21 protein-coding genes are annotated in these 17,741 nt (G+C 64.2%); 11 read left to right on the top strand and 10 right to left on the bottom strand.

Features of this window, described 5'->3' with window-relative positions; all coding sequences use genetic code 11:
- Window positions 1-114: 114 nt before the first annotated feature.
- Window positions 115-1,485 (top strand): TIGR03808 family TAT-translocated repetitive protein, encoded by a 1,371-nt coding sequence (locus M1E10_RS12860; protein ID WP_499176806.1) that lies wholly within the window; start codon window positions 115-117, stop codon window positions 1,483-1,485.
- A 96-nt stretch (window positions 1,486-1,581) separates the two neighbouring features.
- Window positions 1,582-2,241 (top strand): glutathione S-transferase family protein, encoded by a 660-nt coding sequence (locus M1E10_RS12855; protein ID WP_499176804.1) that lies wholly within the window; start codon window positions 1,582-1,584, stop codon window positions 2,239-2,241.
- Here the strand turns inward: M1E10_RS12855 and M1E10_RS12850 are convergent.
- Window positions 2,201-3,133 (bottom strand): LysR family transcriptional regulator, encoded by a 933-nt coding sequence (locus M1E10_RS12850; protein WP_499176803.1) that lies wholly within the window; start codon window positions 3,131-3,133, stop codon window positions 2,201-2,203. The two genes, M1E10_RS12855 and M1E10_RS12850, sit on opposite strands and share 41 nt — an antisense overlap.
- 102 nt (window positions 3,134-3,235) lie before the next feature.
- Here M1E10_RS12850 and M1E10_RS12845 point away from each other — a divergent pair, with 102 nt between their 5' ends.
- A complete protein-coding gene (locus M1E10_RS12845) occupies window positions 3,236-3,433 on the top strand; it encodes a hypothetical protein (protein ID WP_499176802.1) in 198 nt (65 codons plus the stop codon).
- 3 nt (window positions 3,434-3,436) lie between these two features.
- Here M1E10_RS12845 and M1E10_RS12840 read toward each other — a convergent pair whose 3' ends face one another.
- The gene (locus M1E10_RS12840) at window positions 3,437-4,069 is read right to left on the bottom strand and encodes a glutathione S-transferase family protein (protein ID WP_499176801.1); all 633 of its coding nucleotides are present in this window, start codon (window positions 4,067-4,069) and stop codon (window positions 3,437-3,439) included.
- A gap of 114 nt (window positions 4,070-4,183) precedes the next feature.
- On the opposite strand from M1E10_RS12840, the gene M1E10_RS12835 reads away from it, so the two are divergent.
- The gene (locus M1E10_RS12835; protein WP_499176800.1) at window positions 4,184-4,585 is read left to right on the top strand and encodes a hypothetical protein; all 402 of its coding nucleotides are present in this window, start codon (window positions 4,184-4,186) and stop codon (window positions 4,583-4,585) included.
- 65 nt (window positions 4,586-4,650) lie between these two features.
- Window positions 4,651-4,797 carry a DUF2256 domain-containing protein gene (locus M1E10_RS12830; protein WP_499176799.1) on the top strand — a complete coding sequence of 49 codons (147 nt, stop codon included), beginning with the start codon at window positions 4,651-4,653 and terminating at the stop codon, window positions 4,795-4,797.
- 26 nt (window positions 4,798-4,823) lie between these two features.
- On the opposite strand, the gene M1E10_RS12825 is transcribed toward M1E10_RS12830, so the two are convergent.
- Window positions 4,824-5,831: an asparaginase gene (locus M1E10_RS12825; protein WP_499176798.1), complete on the bottom strand. Its 1,008-nt coding sequence runs from the start codon at window positions 5,829-5,831 to the stop codon at window positions 4,824-4,826.
- Window positions 5,832-5,901: 70 nt separating this feature from the next.
- On the opposite strand from M1E10_RS12825, the gene M1E10_RS12820 reads away from it, so the two are divergent.
- Entirely contained in the window at window positions 5,902-6,639 is a 738-nt protein-coding gene (locus M1E10_RS12820; protein ID WP_499176797.1) for a DUF3750 domain-containing protein, read from the top strand.
- A gap of 46 nt (window positions 6,640-6,685) precedes the next feature.
- Window positions 6,686-6,955, top strand: a complete 270-nt coding sequence (gene relB / locus M1E10_RS12815; RefSeq protein ID WP_499176796.1) for a type II toxin-antitoxin system RelB family antitoxin — start codon at window positions 6,686-6,688, stop codon at window positions 6,953-6,955.
- Between the two features lie 281 nt (window positions 6,956-7,236).
- On the opposite strand, the gene M1E10_RS12810 is transcribed toward relB, so the two are convergent.
- The 3 genes from M1E10_RS12810 to M1E10_RS12800 all read right to left on the bottom strand — a co-directional run bounded on the left by M1E10_RS12810 (window position 7,237) and on the right by M1E10_RS12800 (window position 10,787).
- Complete coding sequence (locus M1E10_RS12810; protein ID WP_499176795.1) at window positions 7,237-8,238, bottom strand: NAD(P)H-quinone oxidoreductase; 1,002 nt, start codon at window positions 8,236-8,238, stop codon at window positions 7,237-7,239.
- Between the two features lie 76 nt (window positions 8,239-8,314).
- Window positions 8,315-10,120, bottom strand: a complete 1,806-nt coding sequence (locus M1E10_RS12805) for a bifunctional diguanylate cyclase/phosphodiesterase (protein ID WP_499176794.1) — start codon at window positions 10,118-10,120, stop codon at window positions 8,315-8,317.
- Between the two features lie 118 nt (window positions 10,121-10,238).
- Entirely contained in the window at window positions 10,239-10,787 is a 549-nt protein-coding gene (locus M1E10_RS12800; RefSeq protein ID WP_499176793.1) for an HdeD family acid-resistance protein, read from the bottom strand.
- A 154-nt stretch (window positions 10,788-10,941) separates the two neighbouring features.
- Here M1E10_RS12800 and betI point away from each other — a divergent pair, with 154 nt between their 5' ends.
- The 3 genes from betI to betA all read left to right on the top strand — a co-directional run bounded on the left by betI (window position 10,942) and on the right by betA (window position 14,944).
- Window positions 10,942-11,541, top strand: coding sequence for a transcriptional regulator BetI (betI, locus tag M1E10_RS12795; RefSeq protein ID WP_499176792.1), 600 nt, complete (start codon window positions 10,942-10,944; stop codon window positions 11,539-11,541).
- Window positions 11,542-11,584: 43 nt separating this feature from the next.
- Window positions 11,585-13,048 (top strand): betaine-aldehyde dehydrogenase, encoded by a 1,464-nt coding sequence (gene betB / locus M1E10_RS12790; protein WP_499176791.1) that lies wholly within the window; start codon window positions 11,585-11,587, stop codon window positions 13,046-13,048.
- A 243-nt stretch (window positions 13,049-13,291) separates the two neighbouring features.
- Window positions 13,292-14,944, top strand: coding sequence for a choline dehydrogenase (gene betA / locus M1E10_RS12785; protein ID WP_499176790.1), 1,653 nt, complete (start codon window positions 13,292-13,294; stop codon window positions 14,942-14,944).
- A 4-nt stretch (window positions 14,945-14,948) separates the two neighbouring features.
- Here the strand turns inward: betA and M1E10_RS12780 are convergent, their stop codons facing one another.
- From M1E10_RS12780 to M1E10_RS12765, 4 genes are all read right to left on the bottom strand, one after another.
- Window positions 14,949-15,248 (bottom strand): type II toxin-antitoxin system RelE/ParE family toxin, encoded by a 300-nt coding sequence (locus M1E10_RS12780; RefSeq protein WP_499176789.1) that lies wholly within the window; start codon window positions 15,246-15,248, stop codon window positions 14,949-14,951.
- The gene (locus M1E10_RS12775; RefSeq protein ID WP_499176788.1) at window positions 15,245-15,517 is read right to left on the bottom strand and encodes a YlcI/YnfO family protein; all 273 of its coding nucleotides are present in this window, start codon (window positions 15,515-15,517) and stop codon (window positions 15,245-15,247) included. The genes M1E10_RS12780 and M1E10_RS12775 overlap by 4 nt, the downstream gene beginning before the upstream one ends.
- Before the next feature lie 69 nt (window positions 15,518-15,586).
- Window positions 15,587-16,063: a DUF6644 family protein gene (locus M1E10_RS12770; protein ID WP_499176787.1), complete on the bottom strand. Its 477-nt coding sequence runs from the start codon at window positions 16,061-16,063 to the stop codon at window positions 15,587-15,589.
- A 4-nt stretch (window positions 16,064-16,067) separates the two neighbouring features.
- A complete protein-coding gene (locus tag M1E10_RS12765) occupies window positions 16,068-16,451 on the bottom strand; it encodes a DUF6152 family protein (protein WP_499176786.1) in 384 nt (127 codons plus the stop codon).
- A 279-nt stretch (window positions 16,452-16,730) separates the two neighbouring features.
- Between M1E10_RS12765 and M1E10_RS12760 the strand changes: the two genes are divergently transcribed.
- On the top strand, window positions 16,731-17,726 hold the full coding sequence (locus tag M1E10_RS12760) for a LacI family DNA-binding transcriptional regulator (RefSeq protein WP_499176785.1): 996 nt from the start codon (window positions 16,731-16,733) through the stop codon (window positions 17,724-17,726).
- Window positions 17,727-17,741: the final 15 nt, after the last annotated feature.

The raw sequence follows: 17,741 nt of genomic DNA, 5'->3' as shown, positions 1-17,741 counted from the left end.
ACTCCTTAATGTTCTTTAATAGAAAGAGATAAAATACGAGGTTTGCACCAGATAAAGGCGTTCGTGCCCGGATCGTGCGTAAGCGTACACTCTGGGCAACAGGGGATGGCAAGGATGATCAGCAGGCGGAGCATGATGGCGGCATTGGCGGCGACGGCGGGGGCAAGCTTCGCCGGCCAACGCGCTGCCTGGTCGGCTCCGGCGCTCTCGCTCACCGATCTGCGCGGCTCGATCGACGCCGGCGCCGCCGGGCTTTCGCCGACGCCGGGCGAGGACCAGACGCGGCAGCTCACTGAACTCATCGAGGCGGCAGTGCGCAGCGACCAATGGGTCTTCCTGCCCCCCGGCCGCTACGAGGTGTCGAACCTGACGCTGCCGGACAGGACCCGCCTCACCGGCATCGCCGGCGCCACGGAGATCGCCTATTCCGGCACGGGCTCATTCATCGACGCGGGAGCGGCGAACCGGGTCGAGCTGTCGAACATCATCTTCAATGGCGCCGGCCTTGCACTGCCCGAAGTCGTGCCGGCGATGCTGAACCTGCGCGACGTCTTCGACCTCACGATCGACAACTGCAGCCTGAAGGGCAATGCCAAGACGGCGCTGCAGATCGAGCGCTGCGGCGGACGCATCATCAACTGCCGGATCTCGGAGATCGGTGAATACGGCCTCTACGCGATCGACAGCACGGGGCTGGCGGTCAAAGACAACACCGTCTCCGGCTGCGGCAACGGCGGGCTTTTGATCCACCGGCGCCAGAAGGGCGAGGACGGTTCGATCGTCTCCGGCAACCGCATCAGCCGCACCGGCTCGACCTATGGCGGCACCGGCCAGTACGGCAATGCCATCAACCTCTACCGCGCCGACGGCGTCATCGTCTCCGGCAACCATATCTCCGACAGTGCCTTCACGGCGATCCGCGCCAATTCGTCCTCGAACATTCAGATTGCCGACAATCAGTGCCTGCGCTCCGGCGAGACGGCCATCTACTCCGAATTCGGCTTCGAGGGCGCGATCGTCACCGGCAACCTGGTGGATGGTGCTGCGAACGGCATCAACATCGCCAATTTCAACGAGGGCGGGCGGCTCGCGATCGTCGCCAACAACATCATCCGCAATATCTCCCTGACCGGTCCCTACGAGCACGACAGCGTCGGCTTCGGGATCGGCATCGGCGTCGAGGCGGATACCGTCGTCTCCGGCAATGTCATCGAGAACGTGCCGCGCTTTGCCATGCTGCTGGGCTGGGGACCCTATCTGCGCAATGTCGCCGCCACCGGCAATATCGTGCGGTCGGCAAGGATCGGCTGTGCCGTCTCGGTTGCCGAAGGTGCCGGCAGCGCGCTGATCAGCGGCAATATCTTCGAGGGCATGGCCGACGGCGCCGTCATCGGCTTTCGCTGGCACGATGCGGCAACGCAGGAGCTCGGCAAGGGAGACGAAGCGTTCGCGCACCTCACCATCGCCGGCAACCGGATCGGCTGACCCATCGAAACAATTCATCGACAGGCAACGGCGAATGATCTTCCGTTTGCGCCCGCCAGACCGTAGCGTGCCCCGGCATTCCCAAGGAGGATCCCGATGCTGACGATCTATGGTGTCTATCGCTCGCGCGCGACGCGGCCGCTCTGGCTGGCGGAAGAAATCGGCCTAACCTATGCGCTGAAGCCGGTGATCCAGGCCTACCGCCTGCCGCAGGCAGATGCTGACGGTGCGGTGCTCAGCACCCAGTCGCCCGAGTTCCTGGCCATCAACCCGATGGGGTCCATCCCTTCGATCGACGACGGTGGGTTCGTGCTGCACGAATCGCTGGCCATCACGCTTTATCTCGCCAAGAAGTATGGCGGGGAGCTGGGACCACGGGATATCGCGGAAGACGCGCTCATGACGCAGTGGGGGCTGTTTGCCGCGACCAGCATCGAACCATCGGCGCTGGACCTCCAGAAGCTGCTCGGCAGCGACCAGGCCGGCACCGAGGATGGCAAGGCTTCGGTGGCGGTACTCGCCAAGAGCCTGGAGCGGCCGCTGGACGTGCTCGAAGGGCATTTGAAGGAAAACCCCCACATGGTTGGCGGCCGCTTTACCGCAGCCGACATCATGGTGGCCGAAATCGTCCGCTATGCGCAGGGCCATGCGCCGCTGTTCGATGCCCGCCCGGCGCTGAAGGCCTGGCTGGAGGCCTGCCAGGGACGCGCGGCCTTCAAGGCGATGTGGGAACGACGGCTGCAGGAACCGGCTTGACCAGGTCCATCGTCATCGTCAGCATCTCTTCGCGCAGCCAGTCCCTGAACGCCCGAACCTTGGCGGGGGGCCGGCTGCCGGAGCGGGTGACGAGGTAGTGCCCCATGCCCGTCGGGGCCTCGACCTGAAACGGCTTCACCAGCCGGCCCTGCTCCAGGGCAAAGCCGGCGAGCGTCTGCCAGGCGAGCATGACGCCCTGCCCGGCCATCGTCGCATCGAGACAGAGCGAGGCGTCGTTGAAGACATGGCGGGCGGCCATCTCGGCGCCGCCCAGGCCGGCTTCCTTCAGCCAGACGTCCCAGGAGAACATGGCCGGACCGTCAATGATGGCGGGCAACTTCAGGATGTCGGCCGGCTCCCGCAGCGCCTCCGCCAGCGCGGGTGCGACCACGGGAAAGACCCGCTGCATCATCAGCAGCTCCGCATCGACGCCCGACCAGCTGCCGCGCCCCACCCGGATGCCGAGATCGACATCGCCTGCCCCGAGATCCGCCAGCGCCGTCGTGGCGTCGATCCGCAGCCGGATGTCGGGATGGCGGCGCGAGAAGCGGTCGAGGCGGTGAACGAGAAAGCGGGCGGCAAAGACAGGCGCGACGGAGATCGTCAGCAGGGTCTCGTCGGTCTGGCGTCCCAGCGTCACGGCATGGGAAAGTGACTGAAATCCTTCCGTCAGCCCGGCCAGCAGCGGGCGCGCGGCAGCCACCGGCGCCATGCCCTTCGGCAGCCGCTGGAAGACCGGCCGCCCCAGTTGCGTCTCCGCCTTGATGACCTGCTGGCTGACTGCGCCGATGGTCACGCCCATCTCGTCCGCGGCAGCCTGAAGCGAGCCGAGGCGGCCGACCGCCTCGAGTGCCCGCAACCCGTTCAGATGCAGCGTGTTCAGGTTCTTCATGCAGGTTTTCTATACCCGTTCGCTGAAGAACTCAATTGATCCGACCGCGCTCGATCGGCATCTTTACCTCGCAAGTCAACACTCACTTGCGAGGTGCCCGCCATGCAGCCGCTACAGATATTCTTTAACGCAGTTCAGTGGCTCCGTTCGCCGGATGGCCCGTCTCTTTGTCAAGACGATCCGCTCGCAGATCCGCTGATCGCCGCCATGACCGAGCGGCAGCTTGCCGATCTGCCGCTGCCGCGACCCGATTTGCCAGCGACCGTGGAGCAAGAAACGGAGCTTGCCCGCTGCGCCTGACGCTCAGGCGGCAGCGGCTTCCTTTTCCGTCTCCAGGGCGCGCTGGACCGCCGGGCGCTGGCGCATGCGGCGATAGTGAGCGGCGACATTGGGGAAGTCGTTGATGTCGATGCCGACCCCGCCCAGCCAGTCGGCCATGGTGAAGAGGTAGCCGTCGGCGACAGAATACTCCTCGCCCAGCACCCAGGGCCCGGCGAAGAGGTCGTTCTCGATGATCGTGAAGCTGTCGCGCATGTTCTGCGGCATCTTGGCGGCCATGTCGTCCAGCGATTCCTGCCTTTCCGCCCAGCGGTAGCCGCGTCGGCGATGGGCATAGGCGACATGGACGGTGGAGGCGATGAAGCTGTTGAAGCCCTGCATGCGCGCGAAGGCGAAGGGATCGTCGAGCGGCGCAAGCTTCGCCTCAGGGGCCGCCTGGGCGATGAAGGCGAGGATGGCGGGGCTCTCGATCAGCGTGCCCTTGTCGGTCACCAGCGCCGGCACCCGGCCGTTGGGATTGTGCTTCAGGTATTCGGGGGACCGCTGTTCGTTCTCGGCAAACTGAAGGCGCCGCAGCTGATAGGGCAGACCGGATTCGGCCAGCGCGATATGGCTGGCAAGCGAGCAGGCATTCGGCGAGAAATAAAGCGTGTACATGCGGGTCCTCCGGTTGACGACGTTGTCGCGGCGGCACCGCGCAATCCGTCCCCAAGTGATCTGTCGCCAAAAGCGGCGCGTATCAAGTGGCGACCAGACCGGAGGACCAGAATCTTGCGTTTTCGCGCCCTGCTGTGTGCTGCCATCGCCATCACCACCCTCGTTCACCTTCCTGCCCGGGCCGAGGGCGGGCGGGTCACCGCGGATGAGATCCGGCAGTCGATCATCGGGCGGCGCATCTATCTTGGCGCCCCGCTCGGCGGCGAATTTCCGCTGAACTACCGGCCGTCCGGCGTGGTCGACGGCGACGGCGAGGCGCTGGGCATCGGTCGACTGGTGCGACCGAAGGACGAGGGCAGATGGTGGATTTCGGGCGACCGGCTCTGCCAGCAGTTCCGCAACTGGTACAAGGGTGCACCCTTGTGCTTCGAGCTATACCGGGCAGGCGACGGCCGCCTGACCTGGATCCGCGACAACGGCCAGACCGGCACGGCGCGGATCGGGGAAAGCCTCTAGGGGGTTTCCCCTGCCGGTAAGGACGTCCCTTTTGCCCCGCAACGGAATATCCCTCTGTGTCGAAGATGATCAAGAAAGCACACCTGCCCACGAAGACCTGCGCATCCTGCGGCCTGCCGTTCGCGTGGCGGCGCAAGTGGGAGAAGACCTGGAATGACGTCAAATTCTGTTCAGAGCGGTGCCGTCGATCCAGGCTGAATAACAAGCCCTGAGTCCGGGCCCGGTGTCCGCCATCAGGTCAGGCGAACATCGCATCGGTAACGCGCACGTCGCCGACATGCATGCCGTTCCAGTTCTTCATCTGGTGGTTGGCCATCTGCATCAGCGTCGCGTGGGTCTCGCCGTCCTTGTCGAAGTAGCGGGCGATCAGCGCCAGGATCATGGCTTCGGCCGCGCGCGTCGTGCCGTCCTCGCATTTGACCGCCATGGCGATGCCCTGCTCGGGAAGGGCTGCGATGAAGACGCCTTCGGCGCCGGTCTTGGCAAAGATCTTGCCCGGCGCCACCTGCATCAGCTTGGTGCAGGTGCGCTTGGTGCCGGCGACGTAGAAGGGTTCGGCCATGCAGGCGTCCATCAGCCGGCGGGAGGCCTTGGCGCGGACAGGCTCCAGCCCCTGCCCCGTCAACATCTTGGCGAACCCGTGCGCAAGGCCGCGCAGCGGCATGGCATAGGTCGGGATGGAGCAGCCGTCGATGCCGCAATTGTCCGCAGCCAGTGTGGCGCCGGTCAGGCTTTCCATCGTGGCGCGGATATCGGCCTGCAGCGGGTGGTCATAGTTCACATAGCCCTCGACCTCGTAGCCGATATGGCTGCAGGTGCAGACGAAGCCGGAATGCTTGCCGGAGCAGTTGTTGTGGAGCGCGTTCGGCCTGTCGAGGGTGCGAGCCTGGTGGATCAGCGTCTTCTGGTCCGACGACCAGTGCGAGCCGCATTCCAGTGCGGAGGCATCACGGCCGGCGCGTTCCAGCATCGAGGCGGCGAGCACCACATGCTCGTCCTCGCCGGAGTGGGAGGCACAGGAGATCGCCAGTTCCTTGTCGCCGAAGCCGTAGGCGTCAGCGGCGCCGCTCTCTACCAACGGCAGTGCCTGCATGGCCTTGCAGGCCGAACGGGGGAAGATGCCGGCGTCGACGTCGCCGAAGGAGAAGAGGCTCTTGCCATCGCCATCGACGACGATCCCCAGGCCGCGGTGCCGGCTTTCGACGAGGCTGCCGCGGGTGACTTCGACGGTAACGGGATTTTGCATGGATCAGTCCTGGAATTGCCGGTTTCAATCGCTCATAGCCGACAGCAACACGGTTTGCACGAGGTCTTGCATGAAATATCTGAAACGGCTGCTGCTGGTGATCTTCGTCATCTACCTCCTGCCGACCTTCGCCACGGCGGGCTGGTGGGCGATCCAGGAGAGGCCGGGCCGCTGGAGCGAGGCACGCTGGTCGTCGGCGCAGATCCTGCCGCAGCCGGGCGAGAGCGAGGAGGCGGCCATCTACGTCTTCTCGGCGGCCACGGGCGGCATGAAGGGTGCCGTGGCGAGCCATGCCTGGATCGTCACCAAGGACAAGGGCGCCGACAGCTATACGCGCTACGACAAGGTGGGATGGGGATCGCCGATCCGGCGCAACCACCGGCCGGCGGATGCCTTCTGGTATTCCAACACGCCGCAGATGGTCACGGCGATCACCGGCGTCGATGCGGAGCTGCTGATTCCCAAGGTGGAGGGCGCCATCGCCGCCTACCCCTATGCGGAGCCCGGCGGCTACACGATCTTTCCGGGTCCCAACTCCAATACCTTCGTGGCCTATGTGCTGCGCACGGTGCCGGAGCTCGGCGCCGTCCTGCCGCCGCATGCGGTAGGCCGCGACTATCTCCCGGACGGCGAGTTCGTGCATCTGGATACTGATGGGCGTGACCTGCATGTGACGCTGCGCGGGCTCTTCGGCTTCTCGGCCGGCGTGCGCAGCGGCATCGAGGTGCATTTCCTCGGCCTGGTCGCCGGCCTCGACCTTGCCGACCCCGGCATCAAGGTGCCGGCGGTGGGGCGGATCGGCTTTTAAGAATTGCCTGCCGGCTGTATGATCCCCTCAAGCGGAGATTTTCAGCATGAACCAGATACCAAAACTTTCCCCGGATCTCGAACGGAGGATCGACACGCTGACCTCGCGAACAGGACGAGATCGCGACCATCTTCTGAAGCAGATCATTACCGAAGGGCTGGACGACATCGAAGCCGATCTCGAGGCAGACGCCGTGGAAAGCCGGATCGAGAGCGGTAAAGAAGCGACCCACAGCAGCGCCGAGGTCAGGAGGGCGCTTGGTCTGGAGGTAGCTCCAGACGCGAAAAAGGGTCGCGCTTGGCGACCCTTTCCGTGAATCTGGTCCGTTCAACGAACCCGGACGCTTGTGGCGTCCGAAGGAAGATGCGTTTAAGCCGAGGGCTGCCTCGCCAAAACCGATACCTTACCAAAGTTCGAAACGCAGACCGAAATCTCACTCGACATTGGATCACCTTCCTTTCATTACGTTGACGATGAACAGAATTTAGGTGCGCCGTTCGAAGTATGCAAGGCACGTAATGTAACGGGCGTCGAATTTATGTGAATTGCGCTGTGGCCGGCATCGCTTAGCATTCGCACACCGGACAGCGATTCACCTCAGCGCAGGTCCAGAACGATCTTGCCGATATGGCTGCTCGTCTCCATCAGCCGGTGCGCCTCCACCACCTGGTCGAAGGGCAGTACCGTGTGGATGACCGGTGCAACGTCCCCCTTTTCAAGGAGTGGCCAGACCTGGTCGCGCAGCTCGTCGCGGATCGCCCGCTTTTCCTCGGCCGTGCGTGGCCGCATCGTCGAGCCGGTGACCGTCAGGCGCTTGACCATGATCGGCGACAGGTTGACGCTTTCGGCAATCGCACCGCCGAGAAAGGCGATGATGGAGAGGCAGCCATCACGTCCGAGTGCATCGAGGTTCCGGTTGAAATAGGAAGCGCCGATCATGTCGAGGATCACGTCCACGCCATCGCCGCCGGTCTGCGACTTGATGACCTCGACGAAATCCTCGTCGCGATAGTTGATGCCGCGCCGCGCGCCGAGCTTTTCGCAGGCCGCGCATTTTTCGGCAGAGCCTGCGGTGGCATAGACTTCCGCGCCGAAGGCCTTGGCGAGCTGGATGGCGGTGGTGCCGATGCCGCTCGAGCCGCCGTGGATCAATACGCTTTCGCCTTCCGTCAGGCCGGCCATCTGGAAGAGGTTCGCCCAGACGGTGAAGAAGGTTTCCGGCAGGGCGGCGGCGCGCACCGCGTCATAGCCTTTCGGGAAGGGAAGCGCTTGGCCGGCCGGCAGGGCGCAATACTCAGCATAGCCGCCGCCGTTTGCCAGCCCGCAGATCTGCTCACCGATGGCAACGTCAGTCACACCCTCGCCGAGCGCCACGACCGTTCCGGCAACCTCCAGGCCGAGGATCGGGCTTGCGTCCTTCGGCGGCGGATATTTGCCGCTGCGCTGCGCGACGTCCGGGCGGTTGATGCCGGCCGCCTCGACCTTGACGATGACCTCGCCCGGACGGGGAAGCGGCACCGGGCCAGAGGCCATTTGCATCACCTCCGGCCCTCCGAAGCTCGGCACGTCGACGTAGCGCATCTCTTGGGGCAGTGGCATGGGGATCTCCTGCTGTGTTGAGAAGGAGACTTAGGACGGGCTGGCGACGCTGGAAAGGCAGGCGCCCGCCCCGGTGTCAATTTGTCTCGCCGAAAACCGAAAAGACGAGGCCGGAGGATGCGTCCTTGGCCAGCGCCTTGACGGCCGCGATGCTGCTGGCGATGCGGGCGCCGTCATCGAGCAGGAGACCCTTTGGAAGCTCAAGGACGCCGATCGAGCAGCGCAGCAGCGGAAAGAAGCGCTCGACGCCGGTGCGGTCATGGCCCTTGATCCGACCCGCTTCCCGTTCCTCCTGCGAGTAGAGCGTGACGACGTCATCGTGGAAATCGCTGAGCAGCCGCTCGAGGATTTCCGTCAGCTCCGCACGAGTCCAGTCGCGCACGCCGACGAAGAAATCATCGCCGCCGACGTGGCCTAGGAAATGGTCGTCGGAGAAGAAATAGCGGCGCAGCAGGGCGGCAAACAGCGAGATGGCATGGTCGCCGACGTGGAAGCCGTAGTTATCGTTGAACGGCTTGAAGTGGTCGAAGTCGCAGTAGCAGAAGAAGCGGGTGTCGTCGTCGTCGCGACCGGATTCCTGGATGAAGTCGCTGATGGCGCGGTTGCCCGGCAGGCTGGTCAGCGGGTTCTGGTCCTGGGCAACCTTCAGCTGCTTCTCGCTGATGACCTTGATCAGCGAGGCCGCGGAGACGACGCCGGCATAGCGCATGTTCTCCGTCAGGATGATGCAGTCGCTGTTGTCCATGCTGGCAAACAGGCTCATCAGCTCCTCCGCATCGGCATCCAGGCCAATGATCGGCGCCATGTCGACGAAATGCGAGATCGTCCGCTCGTAGACCTTGTTCTTGAGAAGATCACGGCCGAAGGGCTGATAGATGAATTCCTTGAGGTGATACTCGTTGATGACGCCGCGCGGTTCGCCGTTGGCGTTGAGGACGGGGAAGAAGGCCTGGCGCGGATTGCGCCGGAAGAGTTCGAAGACGGTGTCGATGCTCTCATGCTCGTAGACGGCAGGCAGGTTCTCGATCTGCTTGCGGATGAGGATCTCGTCGAGCGACTGGCTGGACCGGCGGACGCGGCCGATCTCCGCCAGATGCGGGAAAGCCGGCTGCAGTTCGTTGAGGATGGTCGTCGGCCGGGCGATGAAATAGCCCTGCACGAGATCGACGCCATATTCGCGGCAGGCCATCAGTTCGGCTTCCGTCTCGATGCCTTCGGCGATGACTCGGGTGCCGAGCACATGAGCGATATGGACGATGTTCTTGACGAGGTGGCGCTTGCGCGGGCTCTTGTCCAGGCCGTCGATGAAGTGGCGGTCGATCTTCAGGTAGTCCACCTGGTAGTCGCAGAGCAGCTTCATCTCGCCGTGGCCGACGCCGAAGTCGTCGATCGCCAGCTTGAAGCCGGCCTTGCGCAGCTTCGTGATCAATGCGGCGAATTCGGGCACGCTGGTGTTGTCGAAGCGCTCGGAGAGTTCGAAGCAGACGGACGACGGCGGGATGTTCAACTTGCCCAGGTGCTGGACCAGCCGCTCGATGATCAGATCGCCGTCCTTGATCAACCGGACGTCGAGATTGAGGAACAGCGTCACCGAGGCAAAATCCGGGACGGTCGCGAATTTGGCCAGCGACCGGCCGGCCATCATCTGCTCCAGCGCCAGCAGCTGGCCCGCCTCCGCCGCCTGATCCAGGAGTTCGAGCGGATTGGAAAAGCCGATGCGGTCATAGCCGCGCATCAGGGTCTCGTAGCCGAAGACCGTGCCCGTCGCGACCTCGACGATGGGCTGGAACGCCGTTTCCAGCACCAGTTTGGACAGCGTGAGCAACTGGTCTCCCGCATAACGCCTGAAAATGGCGGGCTCGATGAGGGAGGCCGAACTCATGAAATACTCCAATACGCAACCGCTTAAAACATGCGCAGAGCCTCACCCGAGATCGTCAATAAACCGTTGTCTCAGCATGACATTTTCATGAAATTTACAGGATGCGGCGGTCTCTGCTTCAACGCCGGGCTGCAAGCGCCACCGCGATCATCGCCCAGCCCTGCATCGTCAGGTCGACGGCCAGGAACAGGCCGAGGATCCAGAGGCTGTTGACCGGCCAGCCGATGGCGATGACGAGGCCGGCCAGCATGGTGACGACGCCGCCGAAGATCACCCAGCCGGATCCCCGCATCGGGCGCATCCTGATGCCGATCCAGGTGCGCACACCCCCTGCAACCAGCAAGGCGATCGCCATGAACAGGGTGAGGATGGCGGCGGTGAGCGCCGGGTTCCAGAAGGCCAGCATTCCGGCAAGGGTATAGAGAAGACCGCTTGCACCCCAGAAGACCGCTTCGCTCCAGCCCTTGACCTGAAGGGCATGGACGAACTGAAAGGCGCCGCCGACCACCATCATCGCGCCGATGTAGAAGACGGAGGCGACAGTCGCCAGGAAGAGATTGAGGAAAGCGAAAAGGCCGAAAATCAGCATCAGGATGCCGAGCGCGAGGAACCAGCCCCATTTGCCCCTCACCTGCTCCGCATGTGGGGTTTCCATTCCAAGTGCCATAACCAGCATCTCCAGACATCGGTATCGATCCCGAAACCCTATCATGAAAAAACGAGCAGGCCTTGCGCCACATCAACCGGCAGGCGGCGCCGTAAGGTTTTTATTGATTGACGGCTCAATCAAATCTATATTCTCCGAAACGGAGATCATCGACATGCCCCGGATCGGGATGGAGTCCTTGCGCCGCAAGGCGCTGGTGGATGCAACGTTGCGAACGATCGGCCAGCGCGGCTCGCTGGACGTGACGATGTCGGATATCGCCCGCGAGGCCGGCGTCTCGCCGGCGCTTGCGCATCACTACTTCGGCAGCAAGCAGCAGCTGCTGGTTGCCAGCATCCGCAGCCTTCTGAATCGGCTGCGGGCGGATGCCGTGGCGGCGATGCAAAACCTTGAGACGCCGCGCGAGCGACTGTCGGCGATCATCCGCGTCTGCTTCCACCAGGACCAGTTTGCACCCGAGACGGTCGCGGCCTGGCTTGCCTTCTATGTCGAGGCGCAGCGCTCGGAAGAGGTGCGCCGGCTGCTGGTCATCTATGCGCGGCGGCTGCGATCCAATCTGCTCGACAGCCTCGGGCGTCTCTGCCCGCCGGACAATGCGGTGCGCATCGCCGAGGGCGTGGCCGCCATGATCGACGGGCTCTACATCCGCCAGAGCCTGCGCGCCGGACCGAGCAGCAGCACGGCCTCGATCACGCTGACCGAAGACTATCTCGACCTGCAACTGCGCCCGTTCCTGCGGGACACAGGCCCATGAGCAGGCCCGACACCACCCATTGCCACCGCCGAGGAGAATGACCATGCGCGCCCAGCCGAAAGCCAGCCACTTCATCGACGGCAGCTATGTGGAAGACACCGCCGGCACGCTGATCGAGAGTATCTATCCTGCGACCGGCGAAGTGATCGCCCGGGTGCATGCCGCAACGCCTGCCATCGTCGAACAAGCCGTTGCTTCCGCCAAGCGGGCGCAGACGGAATGGGCGGCGATGAGCCCGACGGCGCGCGGCCGCATTTTGAAACGCGCTGCGGACATCATGCGCGCGCGCAACTACGAGCTCTCGGAACTCGAGACGCTCGATACCGGCAAGCCGATCCAGGAGACGCTCGTTGCCGATCCGACCTCCGGCGCCGACAGCTTTGAATTCTTCGGCGGCATCGCGGCGACCGCACTGAACGGTTCGCATATCCCGCTCGGGGCCGACTGGGCCTATACCAAGCGCGTGCCGCTCGGCGTCTGCGTCGGCATCGGCGCCTGGAATTACCCGCAGCAGATCTGCTGCTGGAAGGCCGCACCGGCGCTGGCTGGCGGCAATACCATGGTGTTCAAGCCCTCGGAAATGACGCCGCTCGGAGCGCTGAAGATCGCCGAGATCCTGATCGAGGCCGGTGCGCCGAAGGGCGTCTTCAACGTCATCCAGGGCGACCGCGAAACCGGCCCGCTGCTGGTCGAGCACCCGGATGTGGCCAAGGTGTCGCTGACCGGCTCGGTGCCGACGGGCCGCAAGGTTGCGGCGGCCGCCGCCGGCCATCTCAAGCATGTGACGATGGAGCTCGGCGGCAAGTCGCCGCTGATCGTCTTCGACGATGCCGACATCGACAGCGCGGTCGGCGGCGCCATGCTCGGCAACTTCTATTCGACCGGCCAGGTCTGCTCCAACGGCACGCGCGTCTTCGTGCAGAAGCGCATCAAGGACGAATTCCTGAGCCGCCTGAAGGCGCGCACCGAGGCGATCGTCATCGGCGACCCGATGGACGAGGCGACCCAGATGGGACCGCTCGTCTCGCGGGCGCAGCGCGAAAAAGTGCTCTCCTACATCGAGACGGGCAAGGCCGAAGGCGCCACGCTGGTGACCGGCGGCGGCATTCCCAACGATGTCCCCGGCGAGGGCTGCTACGTGCAGCCGACGGTGTTTGCCGACGTCAACGACGGAATGACGATCGCGCGCGAAGAGATCTTCGGGCCGGTGATGTGCGTGCTGGATTTCGACCACGAGGCGGAGGTGGTCGACCGCGCCAATGCCACCGAATTCGGCCTGTCCGCCGGCGTCTTCACGAGCGATCTCAGCCGCGCCCACCGGGTGGTGGACCGGCTGCAGGCTGGCACGCTGTGGATCAACACCTACAATCTCTGCCCGGTCGAGATCCCCTTCGGCGGCTCCAAGCAATCCGGCTTCGGCCGCGAGAATTCGGCGGCAGCGCTGGAGCATTATACAGAGCTGAAGACGGTCTACGTGGCAATGGGGCCGGTGGAGGCGCCGTATTGAGATTTGTTGTGGCTGCATCCGAGCAAGAACGCCCCCCTCTGCCCTGCCGGGCATCTCCCCCACGAGGGGGGAGATCGGATAGGCGCGGCCGCTCGCCAAGACAACAAGAGCTGGAGACAGGCGCGCGCTCCGTAAGGTTCGAAGGTCATGCCGCTTGTGATCTCCCCACCCTTGGGGGAGATGGCCGGCAGGCCAGAGGGGGGCTGACACGGCACAACCTCAATAGGTCGAAAGAAACTTACCATGCTTGAAGCAGATTTCGTCATCATCGGTTCCGGCTCGGCGGGGTCGGCCATGGCCTATCGGCTGTCGGAGGACGGCAAGCATTCGGTGATCGTCATCGAGGCAGGCGGATCGGATTTCGGGCCGTTCATCCAGATGCCGGCAGCACTTGCCTGGCCAATGAGCATGAAGCGCTACAACTGGGGCTACATGTCCGAGCCCGAGCCGCATCTCGGCAACCGGCGCATCACCGCGCCGCGCGGCAAGGTGCTCGGCGGGTCGTCGTCGATCAACGGCCTCGTCTACGTGCGCGGTCACGCGGAAGACTTCAACCGCTGGGAGGAACTGGGCGCCCGCGGCTGGTCCTATGCGGACGTGCTGCCCTATTTCAAGCGGATGGAGCACAGCCATGGCGGCGAGGATGGCTGGCGCGGCAAGGACGGACCGCTGCACGTGCGCCGTGGACCTTTCGTCAACCCGCTCTTTCATGCCTTCATCGAAGCCGGCAAGCAGGCGGGCTTCGAGGCGACCGACGACTACAACGGCTCCAAGCAGGAAGGCTTCGGCCTGATGGAGCAGACGATCCACCTCGGCCGGCGCTGGTCGGCGGCGAATGCCTACCTGCGGCCGGCGATGAAGCGCAAGAACGTGAAGCTGGTCTACGGACTGGCGGAGAAGATCGTCATCGAGAACGGTCGCGCCACCGGCGTCGAGGTCGTGCAGGGCGGGCAGACGGAGATCGTCAAGGCCAATCGCGAGGTGATCGTCGCCGCCTCCGCGTTCAACTCGCCGAAACTCCTGATGCAGTCGGGCATCGGCCCGGCGCAGCACCTGCAGGAGATGGGGATCGAGGTAAAGCTCGACCGGCCGGGCGTCGGCGCCAACCTGCAGGACCACATGGAGTTCTATTTCCAGCAGGTGTCGAAGAAGCCGGTGTCGCTCTATTCCTGGCTGCCGTGGTTCTGGCAGGGAGTGGCGGGCGCGCAGTGGCTCCTGTCGAAGTCCGGGCTCGGCGCCTCCAACCAGTTCGAGGCCTGCGCCTTCCTGCGATCGGCGCCGGGTCTGAAGCAGCCGGACATCCAGTATCATTTCCTGCCCGTGGCGATCTCCTACGACGGCAAGGCGGCGGCCAAGAGCCACGGCTTCCAGGCGCATGTCGGCTTCAACATGTCGAAATCGCGCGGCTGCGTGACGCTGCGATCGGCCGATCCGAAGGACGATCCGGTGATCCGCTTCAACTACATGAGCCATCCGGAGGACTGGGAGAAGTTTCGCCACTGCGTGCGGCTGACGCGCGAGATCTTCGGCCAGGAGGCCTTCGCCCCCTATCGCGGGCCGGAGATCCAGCCGGGAGAGTCGGTACAATCCGACGAGGCGATCGATGCCTTCCTGCGCGAGCATCTGGAAAGCGCCTATCACCCCTGCGGCACCTGCAAGATGGGTGACCGGGACGATCCGATGGCGGTGGTCGATCCGGAATGCCGGGTGATCGGGATCGACGGCCTGCGGGTCGCCGACAGCTCGATCTTCCCGCACATCACCTACGGCAATCTCAACGGGCCGTCGATCATGACGGGGGAGAAGGCCGCCGACCACATTCTCGGTCGTCAGCCCCTGCCGCGTTCCAACCAGGAGCCATGGGTCAATCCGCGCGCTGCGGTAAGCGACCGTTAGGAGGTCAGTGGTAGTCCTCCTCGCGCTGGTGGCGCAAGGCGAGGATCGTCACCGTCTTGGCATCCTCGATTTCGTAGAGGGCGACATAGCCGCCTGAGCCGAAGGAAATCACCAGTTCGCGGAGGAAGCTGTCTCCCCCGGACGCTCTTCGGGCGGCGAACGGAAACTCGCGAAGCCCATCGATCGTGCGGATGATGATGTCGACTGCCTTGTCTGCAGCGGCCACATCTCGCTCCAGCAGGAAAGCGTGAAGACGCCTGATATCGTCGCGCGCCGCGCGGGTGTAGCGGAGCCTGTAGCTCACTGCCCGAGTTCTGCCTTCCTGGCTTGTACCATAGCGCGCAGTTCGGCATGCACATCATCGGCATCGAAATATTCGCCGGTCTTTCTTGCATCCTCTCTCGATGCCAGGCCTCTTGCAATAAATTCGGCCTGCGTCCTGCGGTAATGGATCTGCGCCTTGACCGAATTTTCCATGAAGGCGGAGAGGCTTTCACCGGCCTCCAGGACGCTTTCGGCTGCGGCACGCAGTTCCGGATCAACCCGTAGCGATGGAAGTGTGGAAGTCTTCACGGCGGCGCCCTGCGTTGCAATTGCGATGCAGTGTAGACGGTCCGGCATCAACCGTCCAGACTGTGCCGGTCACAGGAAACCGATCCACCTGCCGGCAATGATTGCTCCCGTCCAGACCAGCAGAGAGATGATGGCACCGATGCGAAGGGCCACTGTCGGTTCGGCTCCGGCACGCATCCGTCGCCATCCGTTGGATCGGTGGACGATGAGGATGTTGACCGCCCCAAGCACAACCAGAGCAAGCTTGGAGAGGAAGGCGACATTGGCGGCATATTCCACCGGCCGGACCGAAAACAGGCACAGACCTGTGGCGATCGCCAAGGCGAGCCCCGTCGCGGACAGGCGGGAGAGAAAGATGGACGCCGGCGCCAATGGCAAAGCTCGTCCCAGGCCGACCAGGCGAAGGTCCAGAGCGACGATCGATCCGAACACAATGCCGATCGCCATGATATGCGCGGCGTTCACAAGGAGGTAGAGCGTCGGCGAGGATATCAGCGCCCGCGCCACCGACGTCTCCGCAAGCGGCTCGAGCCATTCCAAGGGCATGACCTCAGTTGGTCTCGATCCGCTCGGGATAGATGTCATAGGTCTTGGTGCCGACCATGACCCGAACCGCCTTCATGCGCAGTTCCTCCGGATCCTGCGAGCGATTGCCGATCAGGGTGACGGCATCGCCGACATTGGCCACGCCCTCGACGAAGCCGGAGCGCTGGGTCTTGCCGGGATTGCTGAGCTCGACCGTCCAGACGCCGTCCTCGGCCTGGACTTCCATGGAGGGATGCGGCGGGGCAAACGAGATGGCGGTGATGGTGCCGTTCAGCTCGATCTGCTCGGCCTCCGCCCAGGACCATCCATGATGCGCCGCGGCGGTGGTGGCTGCCGCAACGGAAATGGCGATGCCGGCAAACAGTCGCGGCAGGAGCAGGTGCGTCATGTCGTTCTCCTCGGGTTGGCTGTCCCACTGACATGTGGAGCGGGTCGCATCACACCAGAGGGCTTCACCGTTTAGTGATGGTCTGTCGGCAGAAGACCGGACGTCCCGCAGGTCCTGCCCCGGCAGCCGCGTCACGGCCGGGATGATTTGTCGGTCATCCACTTGCCTAAAGATGGTGAGGCCTTAGTTTCCCCCGGACGGCAGCGCGGGGGTAGAGGACCGCTCAACGCCACAGGCTTGTTGGGGAGTTGCATGCCGCACCGAACACGATCAGACAGAGTGACATTGACGGACGTGGCAGACAGCCTCGGGATCAGCTCGATCACCGTGTCGCGTGCCTTGCGGGAGCCTGAAAAGGTCTCCGACGAATTGCGCGAGCGCATCCTGCTGCAGGTCGAGCAGATGGGCTACGTGCCAGACCTTGCGGCCCGCGCGCTGGCCAGCCGGCAAAGCGGCGTGATCGGCGTGCTGGCGCCGGCCCTGACCAACCATGCCCATCTCAGCATCATGCGCGGGATCGAGGATCGGGTGCGAGACTCGGGACTGCGGATCCAATACGCAAATTCGCGCCACGACCCGCAGGAGGAGTGCCGACAGATCCGGCTGTTCCTGTCGCAAAACCCGGCCGGCATCCTGCTTTCGGGACTGCAGGCACGAGATGGCGTTCTGGAGCTTCTGAAGAAGGCGCCCTGCCCCGTCGTGCAGATCGTCGATCTGCATCTCACGTCGAGCGGGCTTGCCGTCGGCATCAACCATTGCGACGCGGCCGCCACGGCGATCCGTCACTTGATTGCCTGCGGCTATCGGCGCATCGGGATGATCGGCGGTAGCCGGGACGTGCGCGCCGAGCGCAAGCACGAGGGTTACTGCTTGGCGATGCGGGAGGCCGGCCTGCAGGATGCAGCTCTCGTGGTGTCTGCCGATGAGCCGACCGGCATTGCGCTCGGCTGCCAGCTCCTGCAGCAGCTGAAGACGCAGGCACCGGATGCCGACTGCGTCTTCTGTCAGAACGACGACCTGGCACTCGGGGCACTTTTCGAGGCGCAGCGTCTCGGTCTCTCTGTCCCGGAGTTCGGAATCTGCGGCTACAACGACCTGGGATTTGCCGCCTACACCCAGCCTGCCCTGACCACTGTCCGCGTGCCGCGCTTCGACATGGGATATCGAGCCGTCGACATGCTGATCCGCGCGGTCAATGGCGATGCAGGCCCCATGACACCCGTGGATCTGGGCTATGAACTCGTCGAGCGGCAGACGACCCGGCAGCTCACCTAGAGCCGCCGGGCAACG

It is taken from the genome of Rhizobium sp. PK7-22, assembly GCF_056530405.1.
This window is presented reverse-complemented; position numbering and strand designations above follow the sequence as displayed.

Excerpts from the sequence above, each read along its gene's own strand:
- M1E10_RS12860 (WP_499176806.1), top strand. The coding sequence starts at position 115 with ATGATCAGCAGGCGGAGCATGATGGCGGCATTGGCGGCGACGGCGGGG.
- M1E10_RS12855 (WP_499176804.1), top strand. The coding sequence starts at position 1,582 with ATGCTGACGATCTATGGTGTCTATCGCTCGCGCGCGACGCGGCCGCTC.
- M1E10_RS12850 (WP_499176803.1), bottom strand. The coding sequence starts at position 3,133 with ATGAAGAACCTGAACACGCTGCATCTGAACGGGTTGCGGGCACTCGAG.
- M1E10_RS12845 (WP_499176802.1), top strand. The coding sequence starts at position 3,236 with ATGCAGCCGCTACAGATATTCTTTAACGCAGTTCAGTGGCTCCGTTCG.
- M1E10_RS12840 (WP_499176801.1), bottom strand. The coding sequence starts at position 4,069 with ATGTACACGCTTTATTTCTCGCCGAATGCCTGCTCGCTTGCCAGCCAT.
- M1E10_RS12830 (WP_499176799.1), top strand. The coding sequence starts at position 4,651 with ATGATCAAGAAAGCACACCTGCCCACGAAGACCTGCGCATCCTGCGGC.
- M1E10_RS12825 (WP_499176798.1), bottom strand. The coding sequence starts at position 5,831 with ATGCAAAATCCCGTTACCGTCGAAGTCACCCGCGGCAGCCTCGTCGAA.
- M1E10_RS12820 (WP_499176797.1), top strand. The coding sequence starts at position 5,902 with ATGAAATATCTGAAACGGCTGCTGCTGGTGATCTTCGTCATCTACCTC.
- relB (WP_499176796.1), top strand. The coding sequence starts at position 6,686 with ATGAACCAGATACCAAAACTTTCCCCGGATCTCGAACGGAGGATCGAC.
- M1E10_RS12810 (WP_499176795.1), bottom strand. The coding sequence starts at position 8,238 with ATGCCACTGCCCCAAGAGATGCGCTACGTCGACGTGCCGAGCTTCGGA.
- M1E10_RS12805 (WP_499176794.1), bottom strand. The coding sequence starts at position 10,120 with ATGAGTTCGGCCTCCCTCATCGAGCCCGCCATTTTCAGGCGTTATGCG.
- M1E10_RS12800 (WP_499176793.1), bottom strand. The coding sequence starts at position 10,787 with ATGGCACTTGGAATGGAAACCCCACATGCGGAGCAGGTGAGGGGCAAA.
- betI (WP_499176792.1), top strand. The coding sequence starts at position 10,942 with ATGCCCCGGATCGGGATGGAGTCCTTGCGCCGCAAGGCGCTGGTGGAT.
- betB (WP_499176791.1), top strand. The coding sequence starts at position 11,585 with ATGCGCGCCCAGCCGAAAGCCAGCCACTTCATCGACGGCAGCTATGTG.
- betA (WP_499176790.1), top strand. The coding sequence starts at position 13,292 with ATGCTTGAAGCAGATTTCGTCATCATCGGTTCCGGCTCGGCGGGGTCG.
- M1E10_RS12770 (WP_499176787.1), bottom strand. The coding sequence starts at position 16,063 with ATGCCCTTGGAATGGCTCGAGCCGCTTGCGGAGACGTCGGTGGCGCGG.
- M1E10_RS12765 (WP_499176786.1), bottom strand. The coding sequence starts at position 16,451 with ATGACGCACCTGCTCCTGCCGCGACTGTTTGCCGGCATCGCCATTTCC.